Source organism: Massilia genomosp. 1, assembly GCF_011682185.1.
Lineage (GTDB): Bacteria > Pseudomonadota > Gammaproteobacteria > Burkholderiales > Burkholderiaceae_D > Telluria_A > Telluria_A rubra.
Genome location: NZ_WHJF01000059.1, coordinates 22,961 through 43,270, shown reverse-complemented (window position 1 = coordinate 43,270; position 20,310 = coordinate 22,961). Strand labels below are relative to the sequence as shown.

The 20,310-nt window shown below is 63.3% G+C and carries 18 protein-coding genes, 2 tRNA genes and 2 pseudogenes; 8 read left to right on the top strand and 14 right to left on the bottom strand.

Translation table 11 applies throughout. The features are described 5' to 3' along the window. A pseudogene (locus F1735_RS36645) lies at positions 1-173 on the top strand (ISAs1 family transposase); the annotation flags it as partial. A 246-nt stretch (positions 174-419) separates the two neighbouring features. On the opposite strand, the gene F1735_RS20665 reads toward F1735_RS36645, so the two are convergent. From F1735_RS20665 to F1735_RS20645, 4 genes and pseudogenes are all read right to left on the bottom strand, one after another. Then, entirely contained in the window at positions 420-620 is a 201-nt protein-coding gene (locus F1735_RS20665) for a hypothetical protein (RefSeq protein ID WP_167238694.1), read from the bottom strand. A gap of 66 nt (positions 621-686) precedes the next feature. Then, positions 687-1,760, bottom strand: a pseudogene (locus tag F1735_RS20655) (serine hydrolase domain-containing protein). A 151-nt stretch (positions 1,761-1,911) separates the two neighbouring features. After that, positions 1,912-1,996, bottom strand: a tRNA-Leu gene (locus F1735_RS20650). 78 nt (positions 1,997-2,074) lie between these two features. After that, positions 2,075-2,159: transfer RNA gene (locus F1735_RS20645), tRNA-Leu, on the bottom strand. 371 nt (positions 2,160-2,530) lie between these two features. Between F1735_RS20645 and rnr the strand changes: the two genes are divergently transcribed. The 4 genes from rnr (at position 2,531) to F1735_RS20625 (ending at position 7,496) form a co-directional block, all read left to right on the top strand. Then, a complete protein-coding gene (rnr, locus tag F1735_RS20640) occupies positions 2,531-5,050 on the top strand; it encodes a ribonuclease R (RefSeq protein ID WP_167238692.1) in 2,520 nt (839 codons plus the stop codon). 3 nt (positions 5,051-5,053) lie between these two features. Then, positions 5,054-5,797 carry a 23S rRNA (guanosine(2251)-2'-O)-methyltransferase RlmB gene (gene rlmB / locus F1735_RS20635; RefSeq protein WP_099880211.1) on the top strand — a complete coding sequence of 248 codons (744 nt, stop codon included), beginning with the start codon at positions 5,054-5,056 and terminating at the stop codon, positions 5,795-5,797. A 250-nt stretch (positions 5,798-6,047) separates the two neighbouring features. Beyond that, a complete protein-coding gene (gene cysE, locus F1735_RS20630; protein ID WP_167238691.1) occupies positions 6,048-6,788 on the top strand; it encodes a serine O-acetyltransferase in 741 nt (246 codons plus the stop codon). A gap of 27 nt (positions 6,789-6,815) precedes the next feature. Then, entirely contained in the window at positions 6,816-7,496 is a 681-nt protein-coding gene (locus F1735_RS20625) for a YceH family protein (RefSeq protein ID WP_167238690.1), read from the top strand. 49 nt (positions 7,497-7,545) lie between these two features. Here the strand turns inward: F1735_RS20625 and F1735_RS20620 are convergent, their stop codons facing one another. From F1735_RS20620 to F1735_RS20610, 3 genes are read right to left on the bottom strand one after another with little or no spacing between them, the layout of a single operon-like run. Beyond that, on the bottom strand, positions 7,546-8,505 hold the full coding sequence (locus tag F1735_RS20620; RefSeq protein ID WP_167238689.1) for a hypothetical protein: 960 nt from the start codon (positions 8,503-8,505) through the stop codon (positions 7,546-7,548). After that, positions 8,502-9,359 carry an ABC transporter ATP-binding protein gene (locus F1735_RS20615; RefSeq protein ID WP_167238688.1) on the bottom strand — a complete coding sequence of 286 codons (858 nt, stop codon included), beginning with the start codon at positions 9,357-9,359 and terminating at the stop codon, positions 8,502-8,504. The genes F1735_RS20620 and F1735_RS20615 overlap by 4 nt, the downstream gene beginning before the upstream one ends. Beyond that, a complete protein-coding gene (locus F1735_RS20610; protein WP_167238687.1) occupies positions 9,356-9,721 on the bottom strand; it encodes a GntR family transcriptional regulator in 366 nt (121 codons plus the stop codon). Before F1735_RS20610 ends, F1735_RS20615 begins: the two co-directional genes overlap by 4 nt. A 387-nt stretch (positions 9,722-10,108) precedes the next feature. On the opposite strand from F1735_RS20610, the gene F1735_RS20605 reads away from it, so the two are divergent. Continuing rightward, positions 10,109-11,953: a hypothetical protein gene (locus F1735_RS20605; RefSeq protein WP_167238686.1), complete on the top strand. Its 1,845-nt coding sequence runs from the start codon at positions 10,109-10,111 to the stop codon at positions 11,951-11,953. Positions 11,954-11,992: 39 nt separating this feature from the next. Here the strand turns inward: F1735_RS20605 and F1735_RS20600 are convergent, their stop codons facing one another. The 4 genes from F1735_RS20600 to F1735_RS20585 all read right to left on the bottom strand — a co-directional run bounded on the left by F1735_RS20600 (position 11,993) and on the right by F1735_RS20585 (position 14,565). Then, the gene (locus F1735_RS20600; RefSeq protein ID WP_167238685.1) at positions 11,993-12,745 is read right to left on the bottom strand and encodes a hypothetical protein; all 753 of its coding nucleotides are present in this window, start codon (positions 12,743-12,745) and stop codon (positions 11,993-11,995) included. A 25-nt stretch (positions 12,746-12,770) separates the two neighbouring features. Then, positions 12,771-13,277, bottom strand: a complete 507-nt coding sequence (locus F1735_RS20595) for a peroxiredoxin family protein (protein ID WP_167238684.1) — start codon at positions 13,275-13,277, stop codon at positions 12,771-12,773. Continuing rightward, positions 13,274-13,816, bottom strand: coding sequence for a carboxymuconolactone decarboxylase family protein (locus tag F1735_RS20590; RefSeq protein WP_167238683.1), 543 nt, complete (start codon positions 13,814-13,816; stop codon positions 13,274-13,276). The genes F1735_RS20595 and F1735_RS20590 overlap by 4 nt, the downstream gene beginning before the upstream one ends. Before the next feature lie 95 nt (positions 13,817-13,911). Further along, entirely contained in the window at positions 13,912-14,565 is a 654-nt protein-coding gene (locus F1735_RS20585) for a MarR family winged helix-turn-helix transcriptional regulator (protein ID WP_167238682.1), read from the bottom strand. A gap of 140 nt (positions 14,566-14,705) precedes the next feature. Between F1735_RS20585 and F1735_RS20580 the strand changes: the two genes are divergently transcribed. Beyond that, positions 14,706-16,727, top strand: a complete 2,022-nt coding sequence (locus F1735_RS20580; RefSeq protein WP_167238681.1) for a hypothetical protein — start codon at positions 14,706-14,708, stop codon at positions 16,725-16,727. 175 nt (positions 16,728-16,902) lie between these two features. Here F1735_RS20580 and F1735_RS20575 read toward each other — a convergent pair whose 3' ends face one another. From F1735_RS20575 to F1735_RS20565, 3 genes are read right to left on the bottom strand one after another with little or no spacing between them, the layout of a single operon-like run. Continuing rightward, positions 16,903-17,505 carry a flavodoxin family protein gene (locus tag F1735_RS20575; RefSeq protein WP_167238680.1) on the bottom strand — a complete coding sequence of 201 codons (603 nt, stop codon included), beginning with the start codon at positions 17,503-17,505 and terminating at the stop codon, positions 16,903-16,905. Positions 17,506-17,515: 10 nt separating this feature from the next. Beyond that, positions 17,516-17,884, bottom strand: coding sequence for a DoxX family protein (locus tag F1735_RS20570; RefSeq protein ID WP_167238679.1), 369 nt, complete (start codon positions 17,882-17,884; stop codon positions 17,516-17,518). Then, positions 17,881-18,963: an aldo/keto reductase gene (locus F1735_RS20565; RefSeq protein WP_167238678.1), complete on the bottom strand. Its 1,083-nt coding sequence runs from the start codon at positions 18,961-18,963 to the stop codon at positions 17,881-17,883. The genes F1735_RS20570 and F1735_RS20565 overlap by 4 nt, the downstream gene beginning before the upstream one ends. Positions 18,964-19,080: 117 nt before the next feature. Between F1735_RS20565 and F1735_RS20560 the strand changes: the two genes are divergently transcribed. Beyond that, complete coding sequence (locus tag F1735_RS20560) at positions 19,081-20,070, top strand: LysR family transcriptional regulator (protein ID WP_167238696.1); 990 nt, start codon at positions 19,081-19,083, stop codon at positions 20,068-20,070. Positions 20,071-20,310 lie beyond the last annotated feature (240 nt).

Sequence of the window (20,310 nt, the reverse complement as noted above, 5' to 3'; positions counted from 1 at the left end):
ACGATTGCCGCATCCGCGTTGGTGAAGCGGCGCAGAATTTCGCCATTCTGCGTCGAATAGCTCTAAACCTGCTGAAGAACGAGAAGACGGCTAAGCTCGGGATCGCTACCAAGCGCATGAAGGCAGCTTGGAGCGCCGACTATCTTGCCAAGGTCTTAGGCCTACCAATCTGATCCTTCATGCAATCGCCCTGGGCTGCGCAATGGGGGCGCTGCTGCACTCTGTTTCGGACGGCGGCTTCACAACGATGCTGATCGATGCTGATTGGAGCGGACAATGGAAATTGTGTAGTACAGGCGCCGCGGGTGGGCAAACGGCGCGCGCCAGATGGGATGCGTACGCCGGCCTTGGGGCCAGCGCGGCAAGCCAGGCACCCAGTTGGCCTCCCGCCAACTGCAGGAAAACAGCAAATCGCACAGCTACTCTTCGTCGAGCATGTCCGCACCTCGGCGGAGCCGGTAGAACGATTCCAGCGGTTCGCAGCACACGGCAGGGCAGGCGTCGATGAAGTTTTGATCGCTGCGGGCGTTCAGTTTCATCTGATGCCGGACGGCGCGCATACCGCCGTCGCGCAGATCAAAGTAGAAGCGGGGCTCTGCGCGGCCAAGAACGTACCACATATCGACAAGATACTAGCGCGGTAGGCGGTAGGGAGGACGTTCTGGCATGGTGGCGTCCGGGACGGATTACGGCTTGGCTGGCAGAGGTTCGCTCTCCGGGGTCATGCCCAGGTAGTGGTCCGCGACCAGTTCCAGCAGAAAGGCGACGTCGGTCCCGGAGCGGTTGGTCAGTACGATGACCGCCAGACCATCGTCGACGAAGCGCGTGGCCTGCGTGGTAAATCCCTGCCACGCGCCGTCGTGCCAGACCGAGGCCCGCCCGAGCGTGGACCAGGTCTCCCAGCCGAAACCGTAGGCTTTCGTGCTGCCGTCCTTGAGCGTGGTGGGCGTCTACATGGCTTGCTTGATCGCCGCGCCCAGCACGGTGTCGCTATCGAGCGCGATGTGCCATTTGGCCAGGTCGCGCACAGTCAGGTACAGGCTGCCGTCGGCGGTGGTGTTCAGCGTGGGCGAGACCCATTGCTGGTTCTTGAACTCGTCCCTGACCAGGTCGTAGCCGGCGGCGCGGTGCGGCACGATATCGCGCTCGCTGATGATGCGTGCCTGCATGCCTGCCGGTTCAAAGATGCGCGTGCGCAGCTGTTCGCCGTCGTGTTTTCCGCCCACGCGAGTACATACGATGCCCAGCAACTGGTAGCCATAATTGCTGTACGCCCATTTCGTCCCCGGCGCCCACTGGAGCGCCAGCTTGGCGCCTGCGCGTTGCAATTGCGCATCGGTGTAATCCTGGTTCAGCTTGATGATGTCGTCGGGATCGCGCAAACCGGAGGTGTGATTGAGCAAATGGCGCACCGTGATCTTTTTCCAGGCCGGCGGCGTGTCAGGTAGATGGCGCGAAATCGGATCGTCGAGCTTGAGTGTGCCGTCGGACGCCAGCAACAGGACCAGCGCGGCGGTAAATTGCTTGCCCAGCGAGCCGGATTGGAACACGGTATCGGGCGTCACAGCCACCTGGTGCTCCAGGTTGGCCATGCCGTAAGCGCCTTGCTTGATGATTTTTCCATCCTTGACGATGGCGATGGCGGCGCCGGGAATGCGCTGGCGCGCCATTTCGGCGTTGACGATGTCGTCAACCGGGTCGGCAAGGACGGCGCTGCAGAGGGTCAAGGCGGAAAGGGACAAGGCAAAAGCGGCTAGCATGCGGCCGGGCAGACGATCAATCATGGCGACTTTCTGGATGGGAGACGATGTGGCTTGCTTAAAACCGGCCGCACAACGCAAAACGCCGCAGCCTTTATGCAAGGACTGCGGCGCTTACGGAATTTTGCGGGAATATACTAACCCGGTAGAGTGGTGCCCACGGAGGGACTCGAACCCCCACACCTCGCGGCACATGGACCTGAACCATGCGCGTCTACCAATTCCGCCACGTGGGCATTGATACAGCTACTGCAACAACTTTTACGACTCTACTACGACTACTTGGTACTCTCGGGAAAACATCTTCCAGAAAGTGGTGCCCACGGAGGGACTCGAACCCCCACACCTCGCGGCACATGGACCTGAACCATGCGCGTCTACCAATTCCGCCACGTGGGCATGTTGTTGCTTTACTGCTGCTACGGTACTTCTTTTGCTGCCTGCCGGCGTTGCCGCCGACTTCTGCTATCATACTCGCTTTCGGAGTTTTGCGCCAGACTAACTTTCGTTACTCTTTTTGCTCAACACCATGCAAATATGCTGCCTTTTTCTCCCGCTTCAACGTTGTGTTTCCGCGAAAGACCAAAATTATAGCCGAAGATTTGGAAATGTCACAGCCCTAGCCGAAGAATCTTTCAAAGCACGCTTCGTTAGGCGAATCGCACCGACCTCCGGTACACTACGCCTATCACTGTGTCAATAATCACTGTGTCAGTCACCCGCCCAGACATTTCCCGCGGTAACTGCCAAAAACAAATATAGAAAAACATTTGAACCAAATTACTCATACCATTCCCAGCCGCGAGGATATTCTCGGCATTTTCCGCAACGCGGGCGCGACGCTTGATCTCGAAAGCATCGCCCGCACGCTCAAGGTCAAGCCAGCCGCGCTGGAGGTGTTAAGCAGGCGTTTGAATGCCATGCAGCGCGACGGCCAGATCCACGCCGACGCCGATGGCAACTACGCCCTGGCCGACCATTCCGGCTTTATCGCCGGTAAGGTCAGCGCGCACCGCGACGGTTTCGGCTTCGTCATCCCCGACGAACCGGGCGAAGACCTGTTCCTGTCCGACAAAGAGATGCAGAAAGTCTTGCATGGCGACCGTGTGCTCGCCAAAGTCACAGGTACCGACCGCCGCGGCCGCCAGGAAGGCACCATCGTCGAAGTCGTCTCGCGCGCCAACAGTCATGTGATCGGCCGCCTTCTCAATGAGAACGGCGTCTGGATCGTCGCTCCCGAAGACAAGCGCATCGGCCAGGACATCCTGGTCGCCGGTTCGCCCGGCAAGGCCAAGGCAGGGCAGATCGTCAGCGTCGAGCTGAGCGAGCAGCCCTCGCGCTTCAAGCAGCCGGCCGGCCGCGTGGTCGAAGTGCTCGGCGACCTGGACGATCCCGGCATGGAAATCGAAATTGCCGTGCGCAAGTTCGGCGTGCCGCATATCTTCTCCGCCGCCGCGCTCAAGTCCGCCGCCAAGCTGCCCGGCGAAGTGCGCGAAGCCGACCTGCAAGACCGGGTCGACCTGCGCGATGTGCCGCTGGTGACCATCGACGGCGAAGACGCGCGCGACTTCGACGATGCGGTCTACTGCGAGCCGGTCAAGGTCGGCAAGGCCGACTGCTTCCGCCTGATCGTGGCGATCGCCGACGTGTCCCATTACGTCAAGCCGAACGATGCGCTCGACATCGACGCCATCGAACGCAGCACCTCGGTGTATTTCCCGCGCCGCGTCATCCCGATGCTGCCCGAAAAGCTCTCGAACGGCCTGTGTTCGCTGAACCCGGCCGTCGACCGCCTGACCCTGGTGTGCGACGCCGTCATTTCGGACAAGGGCGAAATCAAGGCCTACCAGTTCTATCCGGCCGTGATTCACTCGGCTGCGCGCCTGACCTACAACGAAGTGGCCGATATCCTCGGCAACACCGCCGGCCCGGAAGCGGCGCGTCGTCCGGCCATCGTGCCGCACCTGCTCAATTTGTACGATGTGTACCACGCGCTGCACAAGGCGCGCCAGGTACGCGGTGCGATCGACTTCGAAACCACCGAAACCTATATCGTCTGCAATGCGCTCGGCAAGATCGAAAAGATCATTCCACGCACCCGCAACGATGCGCACAAGGTCATCGAGGAATGCATGCTGGCAGCCAACGTCTGCGCGGCCGATCTCTTGATCCGCCACAAGCATCCGGGCACTTACCGCATCCACGCTTCGCCGACCAAGGAAAAGCTCACGCAAGTGCGCACCTTCCTCAAGCAGCTTGGCCTGAACCTGAACGGTGGCGACAAGCCGACCGCCAACGATTACGCCGAACTGATGAAGCAGATCAAGGACCGTCCGGACGCGTCGCTGCTGCAAACCATGCTGCTGCGTTCGATGCAGCAAGCGGTCTACAGCCCGGACAATATCGGCCACTTCGGCCTGGCGTACGAGGCGTATGCCCACTTCACCAGCCCGATCCGCCGCTATCCCGACTTGCTGACGCACCGCGCCATCAAGGCCATTTTGCTCGGTAAAAAATACGAGCCGAAGGGCATCGACCTGGCTGGCCTGAACACCACCGTGTCGAACGCCACGCGCAAGCAGCAGGCCAAGGACAAGGCCGACGGCAAGCAAAAGAATGAAAAAGACCTGACCATCTGGGACGCCTTGGGCGTGCATTGCTCGGCCAACGAGCGCCGCGCCGACGAAGCCTCGCGCGACGTCGAAGCCTGGCTCAAGTGCTACTTCATCAAGGACAAGCTCGGTGAAGAATTCACCGGCGTGGTCTCGGGCGTGACCACCTTCGGCATCTTCGTGCAGCTCGACGCGCTGTTCGTCGAAGGCCTGGTCCACATCACCGAACTGGGCACCGATTACTTCCAGTACGACGACGCGCGTCACGAACTGCGCGGCGAACGCACCGGCAAGCGCTACCAGCTGACCGACCGCGTGACGGTGCAGGTCTCGCGGGTCGACCTGGAGGCGCGCAAGATCGACCTGGTGCTGGCCGGTAGCAGCGTACAGGCCGATACCGGCGCCGGTAAACCGAAAAGCGCGGCGCACAAGGCGCTCGAGGCCAAGCCGGGCAAGTCGGGCCGCCAGTCGGGCAACGGCGCGGGCGGCGGCGCGGGCAACACGCCATCGCGTTATGAACTCGACGAGAGTGTCGACGCCGAAGCGTCGGGCGGCAAGCCAAAGCGCAGCAAGTCCGGTTCGACCACCAGCAAGGCGACCAGCCGTTCCGCAAAACCGGCGGGCAGCAGCAGTTCCAGCACCAAATCAACAAGCAAAACGAATAAGAGCAAGCGATAACACATGAAGAATAAAATGATTTTCGGGTTCCACGCGGTGACCTCGCGTCTGCGTCACGAGGCCTCGTCGGTGGAAGAAATTTTTGTCGATGCGACCCGCCAGGATCGCCGCATGCACGATCTGGTCGCCAATGCCAAGGCACTCGGCGTGCGCGTCATGCCGGTCGATTCGGCCCGCCTCGACAAGATCGTCGGAACCCGGCGCCACCAGGGCGTGATTGCCTTCGCCAGCCAGCTGGCGCTGGCGCGCAACCTCGATGAGCTGCTCGATGCGATCGAAGGTCCGCCGCTGCTGCTGATCCTCGACGGCATCACCGATCCGCACAACCTGGGCGCCTGCCTGCGCGTGGCCGACGGTGTCGGCGCGCACGCGGTCATCGTGCCGAAGGACCGCGCGGTGGGCTTGAACGCCACCGCGGCCAAGGTCGCCAGCGGTGCGGCGGAAACCGTGCCGTACATCACGGTCACCAACCTGGCGCGCACCATGCGCGAGCTCAAGGAGCGCGACATCCTGCTGATCGGCACCACCGACGATGCGGACAAGGGCTTGTATGAAGCGGACTTCTCCGGCCCGGCCGCACTGGTCATGGGTTCGGAAGGCGAGGGCATGCGCCGCCTCACCCGCGAAACCTGCGACGTGCTCGTTGGTATTCCAATGTTCGGCTCGGTCGAGAGCCTGAACGTCTCGGTGGCGTCGGGCGTCTGCCTGTACGAAGCACGCCGCCAGCGCATCGCGCGCGAAGGCTAAGTCTGAACCCCGCCACGCCGGCCCGGAACCTCCGCGCCGGCGTGGCGCACCTCCTTGCTTGCAAATTCCCATCTTGTGGACGCTGTTTTTGCCTTTAGTGCAAGGACTGGCGCCGTTGGCGCACGCGGCGGGCATCATCTGCCTTGCCGCAATCGCCTTGATGCCAACCGGGCAAATTGAGCACACATAAGCGGGAGGCGGGCGGATACGCTACCATGCCTGTATCGCAACTGTTCCCACGTCCCTGTCTATGTTTTTACACCTGCGCGAAGATATCAAGAGCATCATTGAACGCGACCCGGCCGCCCGTAACGGATGGGAAGTATTCACTTGTTATCCCGGCTTTCAGGCCATCATGATGCATCGCTGGGCGCAGGCTTGCTGGACCCGCAAGCTGAAATGGATCGGCCGCTTCATTTCCTACGTGGCGCGCATCCTGACCGGCATCGAGATCCATCCGGGCGCCACCATCGGCCGGCGCGTGTTCATCGACCACGGCTTCGGCGTGGTCATCGGCGAAACCGCCGTGGTCGGCGACGACTGCACCATCTACCAGGGCGTGACCCTGGGCGGCACCTCGCTCAACAGCGGCACCAAGCGCCATCCGACCCTCGAGCGCGGCGTCATCATCGGCGCCGGCGCCAAGGTGCTCGGCTCGTTTACGGTGGGCGAGTACGCCAAGGTCGGCTCGAACGCGGTGGTGATCAAGCCGGTGCCGGCCGGCGCGACGGCGGTCGGCAATCCGGCCCACATCGTCCAGAAAGAGGTCGACACGCGCGCCAGCGCGCATCTGTTCTCGGCCTATGGCGTCACCCCGAACGGCGACGATCCGCTGTCGAAAGCCCTGCACGGGCTGATCAATCACGCGGCGCGTCAGGACGAACAGCTCGACCGCCTGATGGCGCTGATGAAGACGGCCGGAATCGCCTGCCCCAGCACGCCCGAGTGTGATAAATTGGATTCGGTAAAGCTCAATAAACTGGTCGAGTAAGGAAACAGACGCATGACACTAGCAGGTATGACACAAGAAGCAAACGGCGGCGCCGATGGCGCTGCCTTGCTGGACCCGTTCGAAATCCGCGTGCTGGCGGTGCTGGCCGAAAAAGAAGGCCTCACGCCCGACAACTATCCGATGTCGCTCAATGCCATCACCAACGGCTGCAACCAGCTCTCGAGCCGCGATCCGGTGATGCAGCTGTCCGACGAAACCGTGCAGGACGTGCTGCAGCGGCTGATGCAGCGCAAGTTCGTCAATGGCATCACCCAGGCGGGCGCGCGCGTGACCAAGTACGAGCACCGCATGCGCATCAAATGGTCGCTCGAACAGGACAAGCTGGCCGTGCTGACCATCCTGATGCTGCGCGGCTTGCAGACGGCGGGCGAAATCCGCACCCGCAGCGGACGGCTGCACGAATTCAAGTCGGTGGCCGATGTCGAGGCCTGCCTGCAGTTTTTGATCGACAAGTATCCGCCGATCGTGGCCCGCCTCGCGCTCGCGCCGGGGACCAAGGAGCCGCGCTACGGCCAGCTGTTGGGTGGCGACGCCGCGCTGGCGCAGCAGGAGTCCTCGTTCGGGGTGGTCAGCGCGCCGGCCCAGGGCAGCCGGGTGGCGCAACTGGAACAGGAAATGGCGGCCCTGCGCGCCGAGGTCGACGACCTCAAGCTGCAGTTCCTGGCGTTCAAGACGCAGTTCGAGTAAGCGCCGCCACCAAGGGCGGCGGGCAGGCGGCATGCCCGCCGCCAGGCGTCTATCCTTCGTCCTTGAAGCGGCGCAGGCGAATCGCCGCAGCGATCATCAGCAGGCCCGCCGCCGCACCGATCCACACGCCCGGCGTGGCCAGCGCGGCCCAGGCTTGCGAGAGCACATCCATGCCCGGCGCGTGCAGCATGGCGCCGGCCCGGTTGTGCTCGAACAACCAGCTGCCCGGCACCAGGCCCAGCAGCATGCGCCCGGCCACGTTGCTCGCCATCCAGGCGGACGCCGAGTTCATTCCCAGCACATAGCCGACCCATTTCACCAGCACCAGCGCGGTCAAGGGCAGCCCGACCGCCCACAGGAACGGTTTCGATCTGGCCCAGCTAGAGACCATCAGCAGCCAGCCGACCGTCGGCAGTGCGCACAGCACGTACACCGGCAGCACACCCACCGCTTGCAGGGGCAGCAGATACACCGCCTCCTTGCCCAGGATGGCGCCGAACACATTGACCCCGTGAAACAACGCCGCCGTGCCGATAATCAGCATCAACGCGAGCGAGGAGGCCAGGCTGATCCCGATCACGATCAGCGGCGCGGCCACGGTCACCATCAGCACTTTCGAGAGCACCGTCTGGGTATCGGACAGCGGCAGCGATTTCCAGAACAGGATGCTGCGGTCGCGCCGTTCGTCATGCAACGCGCCCAGGCAGTAAAAGAAGGTGGTCACGGCCAGCATCAGCAGCAGCGGCAGGCCGGCCCCGAGGCAGATGTTCGACAGCACGCTGGTGGCTTCCTGAACATCCTGCGCCGACATGCCGTTGAACACCGCTTGCATGTCCTGCATTTGTCCATTGAGATGCAGCTTGAAGGGGCTCTGGCCGCTACTCATGCCGTACACGACGGTAATCCCGGTCACCGCCACCATCACCATGCCGAGAATGAGCGGCGCCCAGAAAAACGCTCCCTTGTGCTCCCAGAACTCGCGCTTGAGCAACCATTTCATTGTGTTCATGCGTAGCTTCCTTTCATGGTGGCGACAAACAGATCGGCGACGCTGGGGTTGCGCGTTTCGCCGAGGACCTCCAGCTGCGCGCGCGCCACGCCGTCGAACAGCATCACCGACTTGCCGAACACATTGCGCTGGTCGATCGGCTGCAAGGCGCTGGCGGCGCTCACTTTGTCGGGCGCGACCATGACTTCGATGAAGCGCTCGCCGATCTCGTCCATCGACGCCGACAGCACGATCTTGCCGTCGCGGATGAACAGCAGGTCGGTGAGGATATGCTCGACTTCCTCGACCTGGTGGGTGGTGATGATGATGGTCTTGTCCGCATCAAAGTAGTCTTCCAGCAAGTTCTGGTAAAACTGCTTGCGGTAAAGGATGTCCAGGCCCAGGGTCGGTTCGTCGAGCACCAGCAGTTTGGCGTCGATGGCCATCACCAGCGCCAGGTGCAGTTGCACGATCATGCCTTTGGACATGGTCTTGACCTTCATCTCCGGCTTGAGCTTGGTTGCGGCCAGGTAGCGCTCTGCCTTGGCGCGGTTGAAGCGCGGATGCACGCCTTCGACGAAGTCGATCGCCTCGGACACGCGCAGCCAGCGCGGCAGGATCGCCACGTCGGCGATAAAGCAGACTTGCCGCATCAGCGCGTCGCGCTCGGTGCGCGGATCGAAGCCGAGCACCAACAGCTCGCCCGCGACATCGGTCAGGCCGAGCACGGCTTTGAGGGTGGTGGTCTTGCCCGAGCCGTTGGGGCCGATCAGGCCGACGATGCGGCCGGCCGGAATGGTGAAGCTGACATTGTCGAGCACCACCGCCGCGCCATAGCGCTTGCTCAGGTTGCGGGCGGTCAGGACGGCGCTCATGCGAGGCCTCCGTCTTGCGCGCGCAGCAACTGGTCAAGGTCCAGGCCGAGGCGGCGGATGCGTTCGAGCATGGCCGGCCATTCTTCGCGCATGAAGCGCTCGCGTTCGCTGGCGAGCAGTTTTTCGCTCGCGCCTTCAGTGACATACATGCCAATTCCCCTTCGTTTTTCCACGAGTTCCTCATCCACCAGTTCCTGGTAGGCGCGTGAGACGGTGATCGGATTGAGCTGGTACTCGGCCGCGACCTGGCGTACCGAGGGCAGGGCGTCGCCGGCCTTGAGGGCGCCGTCGAGCATCATGCCGATGACTTTTTCCTTGAGCTGGCGGTAGATGGGCGTGTTGTCGTTCCAGCCGCTGGTCATGGACGACCCTCCCGCTGATGTGGTGTTGCCTGGTGAGACATGAATCCTCCCTATTGGTGAGGTGATGAGGTGGTGATGTAGTTAACTATAACACTAAATATCTGAGTATCCTGCGTATGCATGCGAAAAAAAAACGCCCAGCCGCGCCATTCGAAATAGTTCTCCGAGTTAACCACTGCTTCCGCTCAAAAATTGTAATATTTGCCGCCCATTAATCAATAGAACAATCCAATGCCGCAAATTCGACCTCAGTCATCCTTTCCACGGCGGGGCGGGCGGCGCACCGTCGCACTGTTACTGGCGGCAACATTGAGCGCATGCGGCGGCGGCTCCGGGGGTTCTGCCGGAACGCCTGCGCAGCCGCCGGCACCGCCCGAGGCGCCGACGGTGACGCCACCGGTCAAAGTGTTGCCCACCGTACTGGCGGGCGCGCCATCGCTGCTGCAGACGCCGGGGGGCATGGCGGTCGATCGGGCCGGCAATACCTTCGTGCTCGACGCCGGACGTCAACTGATCCTCAAGATCACGCCGGATGGCACGGTCTCGACCCTCGCCGGTGCGGAGCTGGTATTCGGGAGCCAGGATGGGGTCGGGGCTGGCGCGAGTTTTCGCTTCAGTCATGAGTCCCGCATGCTGATCGACGCGGCCGGCAACCTGCTGGTCACCGATACTTGCAACAATACGATACGGCGCATCACGCCGGCCGGCGCGGTGAGCACGGTCGCCGGCCAGACCGGCTATTCGTGCGGGCTGCGCGATAATCCGCTCACGCCCGACCGCCAGCCGGTGCGCGGCCTCTTCCACCGTCCCGCCGCGATCGCGCTCGATACCAACGGCGACTACCTGGTGTTGTCCGGCATTCGGGCGCTGCAGCGTGTCACGCCGGCCGGCAAGGTCAGCACCGTCGACTGGGCTAGGGATGGCACGGCCGCGCGGCCAACCAGCCTGGCGGTTGGCGCTGACGGCGTCATCTATCTTGCCGACAGCACGCGCATTTACCGTGTCGAGTCCGGCGCAAGACTGCGCGTGCTGGCCGGCCAGCCGGTCAACGCGCTGGAAGACGGCCAGGGTGAGGCGGCCGGCTTCAACGTCGTGGGCGGACTGGTGGTGAACCAGGCGGGAGATGTGTTGATCGGCGACGGGGGGCGCTTGCGCAAGATGACCCCTGCCGGCATGGTCACGACGCTGGTCGGCGGAAACGGCAGTGGCGGGTGGCGCGACGGCGACGCAGGCAGCGCCCGTTTCTCGTCGCTGGGTGCGCTGGCGTTCGAGCCGGCCGGGCAGCTTATCTGGCTCGACGTCGGGGCGCGCAGCGTGCGCAGGATTTCGCCCGCCGGCTACGTGACGACGCTGGCCGCCACACCGTCCACCATCGGTTCGGTTGACGGCGTCGGCGCGGCCGCGCGCTTTTCCGGCGTGACCCACGTGGCCAGCGATTCCAAAGGCAATCTGTACGTGGCTGACCGCCAGCGCCACGTGATCCGGCGCGTCAGCCCCAACGGCGAAACGACCGTGTTTGCCGGTGTGCCGGGCGTGCAGAACAATACATCGACAGGCGCTTTCAGGGCTGATGCGTTTGACACGCCCGACAGCATCGCGATCGATAGCAAGGATGTGATGTATGTGATCGACGCCCAGCGCATCGTCAAGGTCAAGGGCGGTGCGATGACCACCTTGTTCACCCTGGGTAAGGAAATCGGCTTCACCTACGATGTGGCGGTCGATCTGGATGGCAATCTTGCAGTGGCCGGTTCATACAAGGCGCTCATCCTGGCGCCGTCGGGCAAGATCATCCGCGAGATCGGCGTGAGCGATTTCTCGCGTGAGCTGGACGCCAACCGCGGGGGAGCGCTCCCCACTCCGCGCGGCGTCGCCTTCGACCGTGCCGGTAACCTGTACCTGGCCGATGCGTACGGCCACGTCATCTTCAAGGTCGCGAAAGACGGGCCGCTGTCCGTATTCGCCGGGACGTCCGGCATCGCCGGCGACCAGGACGGCGCGCCTGGCAAGGCCAGCCTGGGGTTCTACTCCCAGGTGCAGATGACGTTTGTACCGAATGGCGACATGTACATGACCGGTCACGGAAAATTGCGCAAAGTAAGCCCCGATGGCACGGTATCGACCCCGGCGCTGGCCTGGGGCGACCCGAGCCTGATCAGCATCACGTATAGCAATGGCCTGCTGAAAGGCATGACGCGCTATGCCGTGATGCAAACCCCGCTGCCGCAGTAGGCGTTCAGCACCGGCAAGCCGGGCGTATCGCCACTGCGCCTACTTGCCGACCTTGCCCGGCAGGCTCAAGGTGCCCGAGGCCACCTTGAACACATTCGCCACGCACAGCAACGGGCTGTGTACGCTGGCGTTGACGCGCAGCGCCGCCGTTACGCCGTCGAAGCTGGCATCCGTCAGGACGCCCACGTCGTCGAACGGCACCCGTACTTCCAGCGTGGACTCCTTGAATACCGGGCTGTAGCCGGGGCTGTCGATCAGCAGCGGCAGCCCGGGCCAGGTCTTGGGCAATGCCGGCGTTGCGCCGGCCGGGATGTCGACCACTTTCAGCGCGCCTTTGCCGCAGGCCTCATCCGCTTTCAGCACCACCCAGTGCGAATGCCACAGATCGCCATCGTTGTCGAGCTTGCCGTCGCCGTTTTCATCGTACAGTGGCGTGTCGTCGAAGTCGGGATGCGAGGTCACCGCGAATGCGAGGATGCCGGCGCCCTTGTCGAAACCGACCACAGATGGATCGAGCGAGGTCGGCCAGACGTACGAAAACACGCTGCTGCCGGCCAGTTTGCCGGTCGCGGACGGACGCGACTGGCCCGCCTTGCCGGAGACGGCAATATGAAAAACCGCCGTCCTGCCTTCCCGTGCGATCCTGGTATGCACGATGTCGAATGGCGCGTTGACCGCCTTGGCCGGTGCGCTGTGGATGCCGTCTTTGTGGGCGTCGTTGCCCTGGTGCGCGTGCGCCGTGACTGCCGACAAAAGGAGGGTGGCGCCAAGCGCTGGTGTAAGGAATTTCATTTTTTCTCCAAAAGAGGATGATTGTTCAGATACGGCAGGGGCCGTCGTCGCAGTGCGGCTGCGCGAGCGTTTCCGCCACCAGCCGGGCGATCAGCGAACCGGCCTGCATGTCGGGCACCACGCCGAGCATCGTGTGGCGCAACACGCCGTGGCGGTCGAACAGCAGCAAGGTCGGCGTGCCGCGCAGCTGGTAGCGTTCCATCGTCAGGGGCACCGGCCCCCGCTCCGACGGCTGGTCGATCCCGACCGGGAAGTCGATCCGGTATTCGTGGATGAACGCTTGCAGCGCCGTGCGGCCCATGGCGGCGTGGTGTTCGAACACGGTGTGCAGCCCGAGCACTTCCACCTCGTCGCGGGCGAACGTCTTCTGGATCTGCTTCGCCTGCGGAATGCCGTGCGACACGCAGCTGGGGCACAGCATCTGGAACGCGTACAGCGCCACGACCTTGCCGCGCAAACCGGCAAGGCTGACCGGGCCGGATGCGTTGAGCCAGGCCGTCGCCTGGAACTCGGGTGCGCTCGCGCCCGTCATTTGGCGCGCAGTGCCACGTTCGGAAAATCGAGCGGCACTGCAAAAGCCACATTCACGTAGTTGGTGAACAGGTTCAGGGCGATGTGCGCCATGATTTCCATGATCTCGCCATCGCCGAATCCCGCCCGACGCAGGGCATCGACCTCGGCGGCGTCGACCTGGCCGCGCTGCCCAACCACGGCCAGCGCGAAGCGCAGGGCGGCGGCGCTCTTCGGATCGTCCGACTGGCCGGCCTGGGCGGCGCGCATGTCCGCGCTGCTGGCGCCGGCCTTGCGCCCGAGTGCCGTATGCGCGGCCAGGCAGTATTCGCAGTTGTTGAGGTCGGCGATGGCGACCGCGATCTGTTCGCCGAGCCTGGCGCCGAGCGTGCCGCCGCCCAGCGCGCCGAACGCCGCCCACATGCTGGCGAGCGCCGCCGGCGAATTGGCGACGGCGCGAAACATGTTCGGGGTGGCGCCGAAGGCGGCCTGGACCTGGTCGAGCAAGGGGGCCGAGGCGGCGGGTGCGTGCTCGAGGGTGAGAAGTGCGAGACGGGACATGATGTTTCCTTCATAAACAGGCCGGTTGAGAACATGAAAAGCGCGGCCTTGAACGCTTCTCAATAGGAGTCCTAACGATTTGACGCAAAAAAAAATTAAGCGAACGCGGCCCAGTTGCGGCGTTCGGTCGCCGGATCGGTCGGCTGATGCTCGGCGCAATCGATGCGCAGGAACGAAATCGGCAAGGCCGCCTTGACCAGCGCGCAATGATGCGGCGCCGCACTGCCGGGATTCACATTCGGCTCGAAGTAGCGGCACGAGAGGCAGGCGCGCAAGGCTGGAAAGCGTTCGCTTTTCTGCAATTGCGCGATCAGCTTGAACAGGCCGACCAGCAACTGGTCCTTGACCTGGGCATCGAGCGCGGCGGCGGCGTCATCGGCGAAACCGAGCGCCGACATCATTTTCTCGACCATCGCCTTGCCCTGCCCGGTCAGCCACAGCGCGCTGGCACGGCCGTCATCCTCGGCGCGGGCTTTGCGTACCAGGCCCTTGCCGACCAGGGCAGTGACCGAATCGCTGGCGCTGGCGGGGGACACCGACAACTGCGCGGCCAGCCACGACAGGCGCACGCCCGTGCTGCGGTCTTTCAGCAGTTGCAAAATCTCGGCCTGGGTCGGATTCAGGTTTTCCGCCGTGGCGAACTCCCACATGCCGGCGCGCAGCACGCTCGAGACCCGGCTGATCGCCACCACGATGCGAGCCGAAATGTCCGGTGTGCCGTCCCACGGCGTTTCAGGTTTGATGTCCATGCGACGCATCATAACACGTCCGGTAATGAAGTCAAGAGTCCTAACTAAATAGGAGGAATGAGAATGATTCTTCTTTTACCTAGTGCTGCCAGTCCAAAGTCGGTATATTCGCTATCCGAGACCCACTGACCAATGAATCAATGCGACACGAGCGCCTGTCATTCCCCCTGAGCACGGCGATGCGCCGCGGCGCCGCACTGCTTGCCTGCGCGCTGTTCACCGCCTGCGGGGGCGGCGGATCGGGCGGCCCGTCCGGCGCGCCCGCCACGCCGGACCTGCCGCCGCTAGCCGCCAAATGCGGCCCGGGCGCGACCGACTACGTGGCCGCCGGCGACCATGACATGGCCGCGCTCGGCATCACCTGCATGCAGTCTGTGCGCGCGGGCAAGGAAACCGTGCTGCAGGTGCCCAACGGCATGGCGATCGACAAGGCTGGCAACACCTACGTGCTCGACCGCGCCAAGCAAGTCATCTTCAAGTTCACGCCGTCGGGCGCGATGTCGGTGCTGGCCGGCGCGATTGCCCGCTACGGCAGCCAGGATGGCAGTGGCGGCGCGGCCAGCTTCAATTTCAATCACAAGTCGCGCCTCATTGTCGATACTGCCGGCAACCTGATCGTGACCGACACCTGCAACAATACGCTGCGCAAAATCACGCCGGCTGGCGTGGTCAGCACGCTGGCCGGCGCGGTCGAGCAGGTGTGCCTGCGCTCCAGTAACGAACAACTCACGCGCGACGGTAGCGGCGCGCAAGCGCTGTTCGACCGTCCGGCCGACATCGCGCTCGATATCAACGGCGACTACCTGGTGCTGGAAAACGCCGGCATCCGCCGCGTCACGCCAGCCGGCGTGGTCGGCCGCGTGAGCTGGACCCGCAACCCGGCCGAACAATGGGAACTGCGGCGGCCTAGCCGGATTGCCGTCACCGGCGACGGGACGCTGTATGTGTCCGAATTCCGGCAGATCTACCGCATCGCTGGTGGCATGGCCACCTTTGTTGCTGGTGGTAATTACGGAGAGGCGCGCGACGGCGTCGGCGCGGCGGCGGTGGTGATGGCGCCGCGCGCCATGGTGGCCGATGCGGCCGGCGACGTCTATTTCAGCGATGTCGACCTGCTGCGCAAGGTCAGCGCCGGCGGCGTGGTCACCACCGTGGCCGGCAACCGTGCCGGCGGCGCGGTGCGCGACGGCACCGGCGCGGATGCCCGTTTCTCTTACCTCGGCCCGCTCTTGATGACGGCGTCGGGCAATATCGTGGCGCTCGACAGCGGCGCGCCGTCGATCCGCAGCGTGACCCCGGCCGGCGTGGTGAGCACCTCGGCCGCGACCGCCGTGGCCGGCGGCAGCGTCGATGGCAAGGGCGGCGCCGCGCGTTTCAACCGGCAGGACGGCACGGCGGCCGATGCGGCCGGCAATCTGTACATTGCCGACCACGCCACCAACCTGGTGCGCATGGTCAGCCCCGACGGCACGGTCAGCGTGTTTGCCGGCAACGGCATGAAGGGCGCGACGTTCAAGCAGCCCTACAGCATTGCGATCAGCCCGAACGGCGCGGTGTACGTGGCCGATACGACCCAGATCGTCAGGATCGAGCGCGGCGCGACCACGGTGGTGCAGTCGTACACGCCTGAGAATGCCGACGTGGTCGATATCGCTGTCGATGCCGAAGAGAACCTGGCTATCGCCGGCACCACCTCGGTGCGCCAGGTGTCGCCATCGGGCAAGGTTACCAAGCTGATCGTCGATGTCGGCGGCGGCCGCGACGGCGCGAGCGACAATGCCTTGCGCCCGGCCAGTATCGCCTACGACCGCCCGGGCAACCTGTACGTGGCCGACGCGGCCAGCGTGGCCGTCTACAAATTGTCCAAGGCTGGCAAGCTGGCGCTGTTCGCCGGCTCGCCGTTCTGGATGGGCGACCTCGATGGCCCGGCCGGCAACGCCATGCTGGGTTTTCACGGGAATACGGAAATGGCGTTCGCGCCGAATGGCGATATGTACCTGAGCGGGCAGGGCTTGCTGCGCAAGGTCAGGCCGGACGGCGCCATGTCGACCCCGGCGCTGGCCTGGGGCAAGCCGGTGCTGGGCGGTATCGCTGTCGCCAATGGGACGCTGATCGGCTTGACGTCGTACGCGGTGGTGCAGACGCCGTTGCCGGCCGACTGAGCGGGTGAACAGAACGGCTGGGTCGGTCGACTCAGCCGGACTGATCGGCCGAAAGACTTGGAACGCCTGACAAAACCAGGTGCTTGTCCTGAGCGCAAGCACATCGTACAAACGCGAGTACTGCAAGCGGCCACAGCGAACGTTAAGCTGCTTACCCCACTATGTGAGAAACACGTCAGTGATCGAGCGAGCCGGCTGAAAGACTGGCTGTGAACAGCCTGTCGGCGATCTCGGCGACGCGTATTCCGTAGAGGCGCGCGGTTTCGAGGTCGCCGAACGACATCTCTTCCGGCGCGGCATCAGCAGGCGTCTGCGCCATCGGACCGAGGAACGAGCCCATGCGATTGATATCGTCGCGCTGGGATGCCTTGGTGTTGGATGATTTCATGCCCATGCCCACCCAGATCCCGCGATGCTGCGCGGCCAGCAGCGTGAAATACTGGAGCGTCGCCAGCTTGTCGCCATTGATGCTTGCGCTGTTGGTAAATCCGCCGAAGACCTTGTCCTTCCACACATCGGCAAACCACGGCTTTGACGATGCATCGGCAAATTTCTTGAATTGCCAGCTCGGCCCGCCCATGTAGGTCGGCGACCCGAGAATGATGTATTGCGCGGCGTCGATATCCGCCCACGCCTGGTCGGATAGATTGCCGTCGGCGTCAATCTGGAGCAGGCTTGCTTGGGCGCCCTCAGCCACGGCATCGGCGACCCGTTTGGTATGACCATAACCTGAATGGAAAATGACAACGCCTTTTGATTTTTGGGAATACATGCTCATGATAAGACTTTCAAGGTTGGTGGGTAATGCGTGAAGTAATCAGGGCGAGAAAGACCAGCATTGGGAACAGGGCATGCAGCCATTCCTGTTGAATCGCCAGGGTGAGGGCAGCGGCCGCCATGACGGCGCCTCCCAGCGCGATTCCCGCTGTATTGGTGATCCTTCGCGCCTGGAGAAACGCGCTCGATAGTTCGAGCAAACCAGTGGCGTCATGCATCCACCCGGGGTATCCCCATCGCCGGTATTGCGCGAGCAGCGGGGCAGTGGCGAAAACATTGAGCAGCCCGGCGCATACGAAGAACGCGACCAAAACCCACTTCAACGATCCACGCCAGGAGACGGTTTTCAAGATAAATTCCTTCTTCGACGAAGTGCTCATGACGATGCCGTCTGGCGTCCCGTGGACGCATCCGCGCCAGGCTTGAGCTGTACGCCGGCGGGCATGCGCGTCGCTGCAGTCCGCTCGAGCATCCAGCCCGGATATTCCGGCGTGAGCTTGCTGACGCTGTCGAGTTGGGAGAGATCATCGGCGTCGAGCTCCAGATTCATGGCGCCGAGATTCTGTTCAAGCTGATCCAGACGCTTTGCACCCATCACGACGGACGTGACGAAGGGCTTCGCCAGTACGTAGGCGAGGGCGACGCTTGCCACGTTCGCCGCATGCTTCTCGGCGATGGTACGCATTGCCGCCACGCAGGCCCAGGCTTTGTCGTTATCGACAGGAGGAAAATTGAACGTCGCGCGCCGACCCTGATTGATCGAATCGGGACCAAATTTACCGGACAGCAGGCCGCCTGCCAGCGGCGACCAGGCCAGCAGCCCCATCTTCTCTTCGCTGACCATCGGCGCCAGTTCACGCTCGACATCGCGGCCTGCGATCGAATAATAGGCTTGCACGGTTTCGAAGCGTCCGTACCCTCGTCGCTCGGCAATGCCATTCGCCTTGGCGATGCGCCAGGCTGGCCAGTTCGAGACGCCGGCATGACGCACGAGTCCACGCGACACCAGGTCATCGAACGCGCGCAGCGTTTCTTCAAGGGGGGTCACCGGATCGTTGGCATGCACTTGGTAGAGGTCGATGTACTCTGTCTGCAGGCGCGCCAGGCTGGCCACGACCGCGTCCATGATGTGTCCGCGCGATGCGCCGCGGTCGTTCGGTCCGGCGCCCGACGGATTGAATACTTTGGTTGCGATAACCACATCTTTGCGCGCCACGCCAAGATTTTTCAAAGCCTGGCCCAGCATGCGCTCGGCATGGCCGTGGGTATAGACATCGGCGGTATCGAAGAGATTGACCCCTGCGTCAAGACAGCGCTGCACGATCTTGTCGGCCGTCGCTTGATCCATTCCGGCGATATCGTGATACAAGCCTGCCTGCCCCGGAGGACCGAAGGTCATTGTGCCGAGGCACAGCTCGGACACGAACAGCCCTGTGTTACCCAATTGTTTGTAGCGCATTATCGCCTCGAAAAGTGTAGGGGGCCTACTTGGTGGCCCCAAGCCTTCACTATGCCCGCTGCGACTTTTTCTATAAAGTGCTCCTATGGAAACTCATTGTTATCAAAAAATATGACAATACAAAACCTTGAAGCGTTGGCGATTTTTGTTCGCATCGCGGAAATGGGCAGCTTCACCCACGCCGCTGAGAGCATCGGCATTCAGAAAGGCCGGGCGTCGACCGTGGTCCGCCAGCTGGAGGCGCAATTGGGCGTGCGCCTGTTACACCGTTCGACCCGGACGGTGCAATTGAGCGAAGACGGGCGCAGCTTCTATACGCGTGCATGCGCTTTGCTCGCCGATGCCGAGGATCTGGGTTCCATGTTCACCGGACGCGACGCACCGCTGAGCGGCCGTCTGCGCATCGACTTGCCCACCGAATTAGCCCGTACCACGGTCATGCCCGCCTTGCCGGCTTTCCTGGAACGCTATCCGGGCATTGAGATGGAGATATCGAGCACTGACCGGCGCGTCGATCTGGTGCAGGAAGGGATCGATTGCGTGCTGCGCGTTGGCCCCATCGTCGACGACACGCTGGTGGCACGCCCCTTCGGGGACCTTCCGATGGCGAACGCCGCGAGTCCGGCTTATCTTGAGCGGCGTGGCATACCTCGCACCCTGCACGACCTGCTCGCGCACGGACATCGCATGGTGCATTACACGCCGACCCTGGGCAGCCGGCCATTCGGCTGGGAATATCCGGACGGCGACGGCTTTGCCACGCTCGCGCTGCCCGGCGCGGTTAGCGTCAACAACGTCCAGGCTTATCATGGTGCGGGACTGGCCGGCCTCGGACTGATTCAGGCCGGGCTGACCAGCCTGAAACCTTATCTTGCCAGCGGCGAACTGATCGAGGTGCTGCCGGGTTTGCGGCCGGCGCCGTTGCCGGTATCGGTCGTGGTAGCGCATCGCCAGAACCTGTCGCGCCGCGTCCGCATTTTCATCGAATGGCTCGAACAGATCCTGCAGCCAGACTTGGAACGGTCACCGAAGGCGGAGCCAGTCTCATCATGTGGGCTTGACGCTTCCATTCATGAGGCCAAGCTTGGACGCGATCACGGTGTTTGAACGCTTACCAGCAGTTAAAGGGCTTTCCGGGCGTGCGCGCAAACATCCGGATAGGCAGCACGCCGATCGCGCGTACGCATCGGGCGATATGGCGTGGCGTCGCGTGAAAGGCCCGGCCGATGGCCTTGGGCCCTTGCGCGCACCCTGGGATGGTTACACCGATTTCGCAGATTGCGCATGCGGCACGAGCGACCAGCAGGCATCCATCAAGCCTTCCTCTCGCTTGGCCTGCTCGCTCAT